The sequence below is a fragment of the Pseudomonas sp. NPDC090233 genome, assembly GCF_044772285.1.
In the GTDB taxonomy this organism is placed as follows: domain Bacteria; phylum Pseudomonadota; class Gammaproteobacteria; order Pseudomonadales; family Pseudomonadaceae; genus Aquipseudomonas.
In genome coordinates this window covers 239,470-249,773 of sequence record NZ_JBIVYQ010000008.1, presented here as the reverse complement: position 1 = coordinate 249,773, position 10,304 = coordinate 239,470, and the positions used below count along the sequence as shown (strand labels likewise).

The window sequence follows — 10,304 nt, the reverse complement described above, 5'->3', positions numbered from 1 at the left end:
CGTCTACAAGTCGACCCAAAAAGCGGTTGATGCTTGAACACTGCTAGGTAGAAGACCATGGCACGACTGAAAGAGATTTACCGGAACGAAATCGCTCCTAAGCTTAAGGATGAACTTAAGCTGTCGAACGTGATGGAAGTTCCTCGCGTTACCAAGATCACCCTGAACATGGGTCTGGGCGAAGCGATCGGCGACAAAAAAGTCATCGAGCACGCTGTAGCCGACCTGGAAAAGATCACCGGTCAAAAGCCGGTTGTGACTTTCGCTCGCAAATCCATCGCTGGCTTCAAAGTCCGCGAAGGCTGGCCGATCGGCGTCAAGGTGACCCTGCGTAGTGACAAGATGTACGAATTCCTGGACCGCCTGCTGGCGATCTCCCTGCCTCGGGTTCGCGACTTCCGCGGCCTGAATGCCAAGTCCTTCGATGGCCGTGGCAACTACAGCATGGGCGTGAAAGAGCAGATCATCTTCCCGGAAATCGATTACGACAAGATCGATGCTCTGCGCGGTTTGGACATCACCCTGACCACCACTGCTCGTTCGGATGACGAAGGCCGCGCTCTGCTGCGTGCATTCAAATTCCCGTTCCGCAACTGATTGGAGTAGGAAAATGGCCAAGAAGAGCATGAAAAACCGCGAGCTGAAGCGTCAGCTCACGGTAGCCAAGTTCGCCAAAAAGCGTGCTGAGCTGAAAGCGACCATCGTCAACGTGAATGCCTCTCCTGAAGAGCGTTTCGCTGCCGTTGTCGCTCTGCAGAAGCAGCCACGTGATGCCAGCGCTTCGCGTCTGCGCAACCGTTGCCGCCTGACCGGTCGTCCTCACGGTGTATACCGTAAGTTCGGCCTGGGCCGTAACATGCTGCGTCAAGCGGCAATGCGCGGTGACGTACCAGGTCTGGTCAAGGCCTCCTGGTAAGCACTGCAGGTGTGATCCCGGCGGAAGGGGAGCAATCTTCCGACCGTCGGTGACCTCGCCAACAAACAAGCCCCTATATGGGGCTTGTTTCGTTTCTGCCTTGTGTCTAGAATGACCGGCTCACCCGAGCCTGGGTCATTGACCCTGCCCGTTCGGGTGGTTGTGATAGCCGCAAGGCTAATAATTCTTGTATCAGGAGCATCTAGCCCATGAGTATGCAGGACCCGTTAGCGGACATGCTAACTCGCATCCGTAATGCCCAGATGGCTGAAAAGTCCGTCGTAAGCATGCCTTCCTCCACGCTGAAGGTTGCGGTTGCCAAAGTTCTGAAAGACGAAGGTTACATCGCTGGCTACCAGGTAACTGGTGAGGCCAAGCCTTCCCTTTCGATCGAGCTGAAGTACTTCGAAGGCCGTCCGGTCATCGAGGAACTGAAGCGTTCCAGCCGTCCTGGCCTTCGTCAGTACAAGGCCGTTACAGACCTGCCGAAAGTTCGTGGCGGCCTGGGCGTGTCTATCGTCTCCACCAACAAAGGTGTGATGACTGACCGCGCTGCGCGCGCTGCCGGTGTCGGCGGCGAAGTTCTGTGCACAGTGTTCTAAGGGGAGATAGGCATGTCTCGCGTTGCTAAGAACCCCGTTAAGCTGCCTTCCGGTGTCGAAGTCAAATTCGCCGGCCAGCAGCTTTCGGTGAAGGGTGCCAAGGGCACTCTCGAACTGAACGTTCACTCGTCTGTTGAAGTTACCGAAGAGTCCGGCGAACTGCGTTTCGTCGCCCGCAACGGTGATCAGCAAGCTCGCGCCATGGCCGGTACTACCCGCGCTCTGGTGAACAACATGGTCCAAGGCGTAAGCCAAGGCTTCGAGCGCAAGCTCCAGCTGGTCGGTGTTGGTTACAAGGCACAGGCTAAAGGCACCGTCCTGAACCTGGCTCTGGGCTTCTCGCATCCAGTGGACTACGAACTGCCAGCCGGTATCACCGCTGAAACTCCTAGCCAGACCGACATCCTGATCAAGGGTATCGACAAGCAGCTGGTAGGTCAGGTGGCCGCTGAAATCCGCGACTTCCGTCCACCAGAGCCTTACAAAGGCAAGGGTGTGCGTTACGCGGACGAAGTAGTCCGTCGTAAAGAAGCCAAGAAGAAGTAGGGCCTAGCAAATGACCGACAAAAAAGTTATTCGACTGCGTCGCGCTCGCAAAGCACGTCTCAAGATGCACGAACTCGAAGTCGTGCGCCTGTGCGTGTTCCGCTCCTCGCAGCACATCTACGCCCAGGTCATTTCGGCCGACGGCAGCAAGGTTCTGGCAAGCGCCTCGACCTTGGACAAAGACCTGCGTGATGGCGCCACCGGCAACATCGACGCGGCCACTAAGGTTGGCAAGCTGGTAGCTGAGCGTGCGAAAGCCGCCGGTGTATCTCAAGTTGCCTTTGACCGTTCCGGCTTCAAGTACCATGGCCGCGTCAAAGCGCTGGCTGATGCTGCTCGTGAAGGCGGGCTGGAGTTCTAAGTTATGGCAAATAACGATCAAAAGCGCGACGAAGGCTACATCGAGAAGCTGGTTCAAGTTAACCGCGTAGCTAAAACCGTTAAAGGCGGCCGTATCTTCACCTTCACCGCGTTGACCGTGGTAGGTGATGGCAAAGGTCGCGTCGGCTTCGGCCGTGGCAAATCGCGCGAAGTACCTGCCGCGATCCAGAAAGCCATGGAAGCTGCTCGTCGTAACATGATCCAGGTTGACCTGAAGGGCACCACCCTGCAGTACGCCACCAAGGCTGCCCACGGCGCCTCGAAGGTTTACATGCAGCCTGCCTCGGAAGGTACCGGTATCATCGCCGGCGGCGCCATGCGTGCTGTCCTGGAAGTTGCTGGTGTTCAGAACGTCCTGGCCAAGTGCTACGGTTCGACCAACCCAGTGAACGTGGTTTACGCCACCTTCAAGGGTCTGAAAGCCATGCAATCTCCTGAGTCCATTGCTGCCAAGCGCGGCAAGAGCGTTGAGGAGATCTTCTGATCATGGCTACCGTAAAAGTAACGCTGATCAAGAGCGTCTCGGGCCGTATCCCTAACCACAAACTGTGCGTTAAGGGTCTGGGTCTGCGTCGCATCGGTCACACCGTAGAAGTCCAGGATACTCCCGAGAATCGCGGGATGATCAACAAGGCTTACTACATGCTGCGCGTCGAGGGTTAATCGATGAAACTCAATGATCTGAGTCCAGCGCCGGGTTCCCGTCGCGAAAAGCATCGTCCGGGTCGTGGTATCGGTAGCGGTCTGGGTAAGACCGGCGGCCGTGGCCACAAAGGTCAGACCTCCCGTTCGGGTGGTTCGATCGCTCCGGGCTTCGAAGGCGGTCAACAGCCGCTGCACCGTCGCCTGCCGAAGTTCGGCTTCGTTTCCCTGAAAGCCATGGACCGCGCAGAAGTGCGTCTGTCCGAGCTGGCCAAAGTGGAAGGCGACGTGATCTCCGTGCAGTCCCTGAAGGATGCCAACGTGATCAACCAGCACATTCAGCGTGTGAAAATCATGCTGTCTGGCGAAGTTACTCGCGCAGTCACCATCAAGGGCATCGCAGCCACCAAGGGTGCGCGTGCGGCTATCGAAGCAGCTGGCGGCAAATTCGAGGAATAAATGGCTAAGCAAGGTGCTCTCTCTTCGCTCGGTAAGGGCGGGATGTCGGAACTCTGGGCTCGTCTGCGCTTTCTGTTCATGGCGATCATCGTCTATCGGATAGGTGCGCATATCCCGGTTCCAGGCATCAATCCGGACCGTCTGGCGGATCTGTTTCGGCAGAATGAGGGGACCATTCTTAGCTTGTTCAACATGTTTTCCGGTGGCGCGCTTGAGCGCATGAGCATCTTTGCACTGGGGATCATGCCGTACATCTCGGCATCGATCATCATGCAGCTGATGACCGCGGTCAGCCCGCAACTGGAGCAGTTGAAGAAGGAAGGTGAAGCTGGCCGTCGCAAGATCAGCCAGTACACCCGCTACGGCACCGTTATCCTGGCGCTGGTCCAAGCCATTGGCATGTCCATTGGCCTGGCCAACCAGGGCGTGGCGTTTTCTGCAGGCCTTGGCTTCCATGTGGTCGCCGTCTCCACGTTCGTGGCAGGCGCGATGTTCATGATGTGGCTGGGCGAGCAGATCACCGAGCGCGGTGTGGGCAACGGTATCTCGATGTTGATCTTCGCAGGTATCGTTGCCGGTCTTCCGAGAGCAATCGGGCAGTCTTTCGAGTCTGCGCGCACAGGCGATATCAACATTTTCGCCCTGGTCGCTATCGGTTTGCTGGCAGTAGCGATCATCGGTTTCGTGGTGTTCATTGAGCGTGGTCAGCGTCGTATCGCCGTTCACTACGCCAAGCGTCAGCAGGGCCGCAAGGTCTTCGCTGCGCAGACCAGCCACTTGCCGCTGAAGGTGAACATGGCGGGGGTTATCCCGGCCATTTTCGCGAGCAGCATTCTGCTGTTCCCGGCTTCGCTGGGTGCCTGGTTCGGTCAGTCCGAAGGTATGGGCTGGCTGCAGGACATCTCGCAGTCGATCGCTCCTGGTCAGCCGTTGAACATTCTGCTGTTTAGTGCAGGGATCATTTTCTTCTGCTTCTTCTACACAGCGTTGATGTTCAACCCGAAAGACGTAGCGGAAAACCTGAAGAAGTCCGGTGCCTTTATTCCGGGTATCCGTCCTGGTGAGCAGTCGGCGCGCTACATTGATGGCGTTCTGACCCGTTTGACCATGTTCGGTGCTCTATACATGATGGCCGTCTGCCTTCTGCCCCAGTTCCTGGTGGTGGCAGCAAATGTGCCGTTCTACCTTGGCGGGACCTCGTTGCTGATTGTGGTAGTGGTTGTGATGGACTTCATGTCCCAAGTACAATCGCACCTCGTTTCGCACCAGTACGAATCCCTGATGAAGAAAGCCAACCTGAAAGGCTACGGTGGCAGCGGTTTGCTGCGCTGATACGCCCCTAAGGTTCGAGGAGTCGGTAATGAAAGTTCGTGCATCGGTGAAAAAGCTGTGCCGTAACTGCAAGATCATCCGTCGCGAAGGCGTCGTACGAGTGATCTGCAGCGCGGAACCGCGTCACAAACAGCGCCAAGGCTGAGTGTGATCTGCGCTTCAAACCCAGCAGCTAGTGTGCTGCTGGGTTGATTAATCGTTTATACAGCGATATTATCTCGCGCCCTATTTCTTGGCTTCCGGGGCGTAGGTAGCTGTCAATTGGAGTCCCACTGAATGGCCCGTATTGCAGGCGTCAACATTCCAGATAACAAGCATACTGTTATCTCGCTGACCTACATCTATGGTGTCGGTCGCACAACTGCACAGAAGATCTGTGCAGACGCTGGTGTAAATCCAGCCGCTAAGATCAAGGATCTGAGCGACGAGCAAATCGAAACCCTGCGTGGCGAAGTCGCGAAGTTCACCACCGAAGGTGACCTGCGTCGTGACATCAACATGAAGATCAAACGCTTGATGGACCTGGGTTGCTACCGCGGCCTGCGTCATCGTAAAGGTCTGCCGGTTCGCGGTCAGCGCACCAAGACCAACGCACGCACCCGTAAGGGCCCGCGTAAGCCGATCCGCAAGTAACCGCCCAGGAATATAGACATGGCAAAACCTGCTGCTCGTCCTCGTAAGAAAGTCAAAAAGACAGTGGTTGATGGCATCGCCCACATCCATGCGTCTTTCAACAACACCATCGTGACCATCACCGACCGTCAGGGCAATGCTTTGTCCTGGGCGACCTCCGGTGGTTCGGGTTTCCGTGGTTCGCGCAAATCCACCCCGTTCGCAGCTCAGATCGCTGCTGAGCGTGCTGGTCAAGCTGCGCTGGAATACGGTCTGAAAAACCTCGACGTGAACGTCAAGGGTCCAGGTCCAGGTCGTGAGTCCGCCGTTCGTGCATTGAACAGCTGCGGCTACAAGATCGCCAGCATCACCGACGTGACGCCAATCCCGCACAACGGGTGCCGTCCGCCGAAGAAGCGCCGCGTGTAATCAGGAGACAGAAGAATGGCACGTTACATTGGTCCAAAATGCAAACTGTCTCGTCGTGAAGGCACTGACCTGTTCCTGAAGAGCGGCGTTCGCGCTCTGGAATCGAAGTGCAACATCGAAGCAGCCCCAGGTATCCACGGCCAGCGCCGTGGCCGTCAGTCCGACTACGGTACCCAGCTGCGCGAGAAACAAAAAGTCCGTCGTATCTACGGTGTTCTGGAGCGTCAGTTCCGCGGTTACTACCAAGCTGCTGCCTCGAAAAAAGGCGCAACCGGTGAGAACCTGCTGCAACTGCTCGAGTGCCGTCTGGATAACGTCGTTTACCGTATGGGCTTCGGCTCGACTCGTTCCGAGTCCCGTCAGCTGGTTTCGCACAAAGCGATCAGCGTCAACGGTAAGACTGTAAACATTCCATCCTACCAAGTTCGTCCGGGTGACGTGGTCGCGGTTCGCGAGAAGTCGCTGAACCAGCTGCGCATTGTTCAAGCCCTTGAACTGTGCGCCCAGCGTGGCCGCGTTGAGTGGGTTGATGTGGATGCTGCTAAAAAGTCGGGCGTTTTCAAGAACGTTCCTGCTCGCAGCGACCTGTCTGCCGACATCAACGAGAACCTGATTGTCGAGCTCTACTCCAAGTAAGGGCTAGAAAATAGGTGCATCCATGCAGATTTCGGTAAATGAGTTCCTGACTCCCCGCCACATTGATGTGCAGGTAGTCAGTCCGACCCGCGCCAAGATCACGCTCGAGCCTCTCGAGCGTGGCTTCGGCCATACCCTGGGCAACGCGCTGCGCCGCATCCTGTTGTCCTCCATGCCTGGCTGTGCAGTAGTCGAGGCCGAGATCGATGGCGTACTCCATGAGTACTCCGCGATCGAAGGTGTACAGGAAGACGTCATTGAAATCCTGTTGAACCTGAAAGGCCTGGCTATCAAACTGCACGGTCGTGACGAAGTTACGCTGACCTTGTCGAAAAAGGGTTCGGGGGTGGTTACCGCTGCCGATATTCAGCTGGATCACGATGTCGAGATCGTCAACCCCGATCACGTAATCGCGAACCTGGCGTCGAATGGCGCCCTGAACATGAAGCTCACTGTAGCTCGTGGTCGCGGTTACGAGCCGGCCGACTCCCGTCAAACCGACGAAGACGAAAGCCGTAGCATTGGCCGTCTGCAGTTGGACGCTTCGTTCAGCCCGGTGCGTCGTATCGCCTATGTGGTCGAAAACGCCCGTGTTGAACAGCGTACCAACTTGGACAAGCTGGTCATTGATCTGGAAACCAACGGCACCCTGGATCCTGAAGAGGCTATCCGCCGCGCTGCGACCATCCTGCAACAGCAGTTGGCCGCGTTCGTCGACCTCAAAGGTGACAGCGAGCCTGTCGTAGTCGAGCAGGAAGACGAGATCGATCCGATCCTGCTGCGTCCGGTTGACGACCTGGAACTGACTGTACGTTCGGCCAACTGCCTCAAGGCGGAGAACATCTACTACATCGGCGACCTGATTCAGCGTACCGAAGTAGAGCTGTTGAAGACTCCTAACCTGGGCAAGAAGTCCCTGACTGAAATCAAGGACGTCCTGGCCTCTCGTGGTCTGTCTCTCGGCATGCGCCTCGACAACTGGCCGCCTGCAAGTCTTAAGAAAGACGACAAGGCGACCGCCTGATCGTCGTAATCACCGAACGTAGTGTTTGGTAAGGAATGAATCATGCGTCATCGTAAAAGTGGACGTCACCTGAGCCGTACCAGCTCTCACCGCAAAGCTATGTTCCAGAACATGGCGGTGTCGCTGATCGAGCACGAGCTGATCAAAACCACCCTGCCAAAAGCCAAGGAACTGCGCCGCGTTGCCGAGCCGCTGATCACCCTGGCCAAGGAAGACAGCGTTGCTAACCGCCGTCTGGCTTTCGACCGTACCCGTTCGAAAGCTGCTGTTGGCAAACTGTTCAACGACCTGGGCAAGCGTTACGCCACCCGTCAGGGCGGCTACCTGCGCATCCTGAAGTGCGGTTTCCGCGCTGGCGACAACGCGCCTATGGCGTACGTCGAGCTGGTTGATCGTCCAGTCGGTGGTGCTGTAGAAGCTGCCGAGTAAGACGTTCTGTCTGCTACAAGAAACCGGGCCTAGTGCCCGGTTTTTTGTTTGTACCTGTATTGTTTATTTCTATTGATACAAGTCATGTAATGAATTTGTTCTGAAACGACTGCTCGTCAATACTCCTATCCAAGCCGATTAGCCGGCAGTTCAAGACCGATAAGGAGAGCCCATGAGCAAGATTCTCACCACCGCCAGCGGTGCCCCCGTAGCTGACAACCAAAATTCCCGCTCTGCCGGCCCGCGTGGCCCGCTGCTGCTCGACGACTTCCACCTGATCGAGAAGCTCGCTCACTTCAACCGCGAAAACATCCCCGAGCGTCGTGTCCACGCCAAAGGCTCGGGCGCCTACGGCACTTTTACCGTTACCCGCGACATCAGTCATTACACCAGCGCCAAGCTGTTCGAGCAGGTCGGCAAACAGACCGAGACCTTCCTGCGCTTTTCCACCGTGGGTGGCGAGCGAGGTTCCGCCGATACCGAGCGCGATCCTCGTGGTTTCGCGGTCAAGTTCTACACTGAGGAAGGCAACTGGGACATCGTCGGCAACAACACCCCGGTGTTCTTCATCCGTGACCCGCTCAAATTCCCCGACTTTATCCACACCCAGAAGCGTCACCCGCAATCCAACCTGAAGAATGCTCAGATGATGTGGGACTTCTGGTCGCACTCGCCCGAGGCGCTGCACCAGGTCACCATCCTGTTTTCCGACCGCGGCATTCCCGACGGTTACCGCCACATGCACGGCTTCGGCAGCCACACTTACAGCCTGATCAGCGCTGCAGGCGAGCGCACCTGGGTCAAATGGCACTTCAAGACCCAGCAAGGTATCAAGAACCTGGCGCCCGCTGACGCCGCGCGCCTGGCCGGCACAGACCCGGACTACGCCCAGCGCGACCTGTTCGAAGCCATCGAGCGTGGCGACTACCCACGTTGGACCGTGTGCATTCAGGTGATGAGTGAAGCCGAGGCGGCCAGCCGCGATGAGAACCCGTTCGATGTGACCAAGACTTGGTCGCAGAAAGACTATCCGCTGATCGAAGTCGGCGTACTTGAACTCAATCGCAACCCGCTCAACTACTTCGCGGAAGTCGAGCAAGCCGCATTCGGCCCGAGCAACATGGTTCCAGGTGTAGGCCTTTCGCCGGACCGTATGCTGCAAGGCCGCGTGTTCGCTTACGCCGATGCGCACCGCTATCGCGTCGGTACCAACCACCAGCACTTGCCGGTCAATGCACCCCGCTGCCCGGTAGCCAGTTACCAGCGTGATGGTGCGATGGCGGTTGGCAGTTATGGCAGTGCGCCGAACTATGAGCCCAACAGCTACGCCGATGCGCCGAAGCAGTCGCCACGGCATGCAGAGCCTGCGCTGGCCCTGCAGGGAGCGGCGGATCGTTACGATCACCGCGAAGATAACGACTACTACAGCCACGCCGGTGCGCTGTTCCGCCTGATGAGCGATGACCAGAAAGCGCTGCTGATCAGCAACATTGCCGGAACCATGGCTGGGGTCAGCGACGATGTCGTCCAGCGCCAATTGCAGTACTTCTTCAAGGCCGACCCGGCTTACGGCGAAGGCATCGCCAAGGCGTTGGGCGTAAATCTCGCCTGAGTCGAAATGATAAGTAGAACCGCCCTCATTTGGGCGGTTTTTCAATGAATATCACTACTGTTTAACCGATTTTTTGCTTCTAATTGCGCGTTTTTCAGTGACCGCCAGCGAAAGCTGGTTCACACTATGTGCAACTAGCCGAATTCACATGGAGAAGCAGGGCGATGCAAGGTCACCCGGACGTCATCAATTACCTCGTCACGTTGCTGAAGGGCGAACTGGCAGCACGCGACCAGTACTTCATTCACTCGCGCATGTACGAAGACTGGGGCTTGTCCAAGCTCTACGAACGTATCAACCACGAGATGGAAGAAGAGACCCAGCACGCCGATGCCCTGATGCGCCGCATCCTCATGCTCGAAGGCACTCCCGACATGCGAGCGGATGACCTGGATGTGGGCAGCACCGTGCCGGAAATGATCGAAGCCGACCTCAAGCTCGAGTACAAGGTCCGTGCCGCGCTGTGCAAGGGCATCGAGCTGTGCGAACTGCACAAGGACTACATCAGCCGTGACATCCTGCGCGCGCAGTTGGCCGATACCGAAGAAGATCACACCTACTGGCTGGAGAAGCAGCAGGGCCTGATCAAGGTCATCGGCCTGGAAAACTACCTGCAGTCGCAGATGTAAGTTATCCACAGCTGTTAAAAAGCCCCTGGCACCGTCGGTACCAGGGGCTTTTTCA

17 protein-coding genes are annotated in these 10,304 nt (G+C 57.1%); all 17 read left to right on the top strand.

Annotated elements, in window-relative coordinates; genetic code table 11:
- The first annotated feature begins 57 nt into the window (after nucleotides 1-57).
- The 17 genes from rplE (at nucleotide 58) to bfr (ending at nucleotide 10,249) form a co-directional block, all read left to right on the top strand.
- Nucleotides 58-597, top strand: coding sequence for a 50S ribosomal protein L5 (gene rplE / locus ACIQUF_RS22980; RefSeq protein WP_023535025.1), 540 nt, complete (start codon nucleotides 58-60; stop codon nucleotides 595-597).
- Between the two features lie 13 nt (nucleotides 598-610).
- Complete coding sequence (rpsN, locus tag ACIQUF_RS22975; protein ID WP_009681970.1) at nucleotides 611-916, top strand: 30S ribosomal protein S14; 306 nt, start codon at nucleotides 611-613, stop codon at nucleotides 914-916.
- Between the two features lie 209 nt (nucleotides 917-1,125).
- A complete protein-coding gene (gene rpsH / locus ACIQUF_RS22970) occupies nucleotides 1,126-1,518 on the top strand; it encodes a 30S ribosomal protein S8 (RefSeq protein WP_003255471.1) in 393 nt (130 codons plus the stop codon).
- A 12-nt stretch (nucleotides 1,519-1,530) separates the two neighbouring features.
- Nucleotides 1,531-2,064, top strand: coding sequence for a 50S ribosomal protein L6 (gene rplF, locus ACIQUF_RS22965; protein ID WP_003255469.1), 534 nt, complete (start codon nucleotides 1,531-1,533; stop codon nucleotides 2,062-2,064).
- 10 nt (nucleotides 2,065-2,074) lie between these two features.
- Nucleotides 2,075-2,425, top strand: coding sequence for a 50S ribosomal protein L18 (gene rplR, locus ACIQUF_RS22960; RefSeq protein WP_003255467.1), 351 nt, complete (start codon nucleotides 2,075-2,077; stop codon nucleotides 2,423-2,425).
- 3 nt (nucleotides 2,426-2,428) lie between these two features.
- On the top strand, nucleotides 2,429-2,929 hold the full coding sequence (rpsE, locus tag ACIQUF_RS22955; RefSeq protein WP_003255465.1) for a 30S ribosomal protein S5: 501 nt from the start codon (nucleotides 2,429-2,431) through the stop codon (nucleotides 2,927-2,929).
- A 2-nt stretch (nucleotides 2,930-2,931) separates the two neighbouring features.
- On the top strand, nucleotides 2,932-3,108 hold the full coding sequence (gene rpmD / locus ACIQUF_RS22950; RefSeq protein WP_008089798.1) for a 50S ribosomal protein L30: 177 nt from the start codon (nucleotides 2,932-2,934) through the stop codon (nucleotides 3,106-3,108).
- A 3-nt stretch (nucleotides 3,109-3,111) separates the two neighbouring features.
- Nucleotides 3,112-3,546: a 50S ribosomal protein L15 gene (gene rplO, locus ACIQUF_RS22945; protein ID WP_003255461.1), complete on the top strand. Its 435-nt coding sequence runs from the start codon at nucleotides 3,112-3,114 to the stop codon at nucleotides 3,544-3,546.
- Nucleotides 3,547-4,878, top strand: a complete 1,332-nt coding sequence (gene secY / locus ACIQUF_RS22940; RefSeq protein WP_003255459.1) for a preprotein translocase subunit SecY — start codon at nucleotides 3,547-3,549, stop codon at nucleotides 4,876-4,878. It abuts the gene before it with no gap.
- 28 nt (nucleotides 4,879-4,906) lie between these two features.
- Nucleotides 4,907-5,023, top strand: a complete 117-nt coding sequence (gene rpmJ, locus ACIQUF_RS22935; RefSeq protein ID WP_002555468.1) for a 50S ribosomal protein L36 — start codon at nucleotides 4,907-4,909, stop codon at nucleotides 5,021-5,023.
- A 131-nt stretch (nucleotides 5,024-5,154) separates the two neighbouring features.
- Complete coding sequence (rpsM, locus tag ACIQUF_RS22930) at nucleotides 5,155-5,511, top strand: 30S ribosomal protein S13 (RefSeq protein ID WP_003255457.1); 357 nt, start codon at nucleotides 5,155-5,157, stop codon at nucleotides 5,509-5,511.
- An 18-nt stretch (nucleotides 5,512-5,529) separates the two neighbouring features.
- Nucleotides 5,530-5,919, top strand: a complete 390-nt coding sequence (rpsK, locus tag ACIQUF_RS22925; protein ID WP_003255454.1) for a 30S ribosomal protein S11 — start codon at nucleotides 5,530-5,532, stop codon at nucleotides 5,917-5,919.
- 15 nt (nucleotides 5,920-5,934) lie between these two features.
- Nucleotides 5,935-6,555, top strand: coding sequence for a 30S ribosomal protein S4 (gene rpsD, locus ACIQUF_RS22920; protein ID WP_003257114.1), 621 nt, complete (start codon nucleotides 5,935-5,937; stop codon nucleotides 6,553-6,555).
- 22 nt (nucleotides 6,556-6,577) lie between these two features.
- Entirely contained in the window at nucleotides 6,578-7,579 is a 1,002-nt protein-coding gene (locus tag ACIQUF_RS22915) for a DNA-directed RNA polymerase subunit alpha (protein WP_003255452.1), read from the top strand.
- 42 nt (nucleotides 7,580-7,621) lie between these two features.
- On the top strand, nucleotides 7,622-8,008 hold the full coding sequence (gene rplQ / locus ACIQUF_RS22910; protein WP_043210290.1) for a 50S ribosomal protein L17: 387 nt from the start codon (nucleotides 7,622-7,624) through the stop codon (nucleotides 8,006-8,008).
- 172 nt (nucleotides 8,009-8,180) lie between these two features.
- On the top strand, nucleotides 8,181-9,620 hold the full coding sequence (locus ACIQUF_RS22905) for a catalase (RefSeq protein WP_403135778.1): 1,440 nt from the start codon (nucleotides 8,181-8,183) through the stop codon (nucleotides 9,618-9,620).
- 164 nt (nucleotides 9,621-9,784) lie between these two features.
- A complete protein-coding gene (gene bfr / locus ACIQUF_RS22900) occupies nucleotides 9,785-10,249 on the top strand; it encodes a bacterioferritin (protein WP_403135776.1) in 465 nt (154 codons plus the stop codon).
- Nucleotides 10,250-10,304 lie beyond the last annotated feature (55 nt).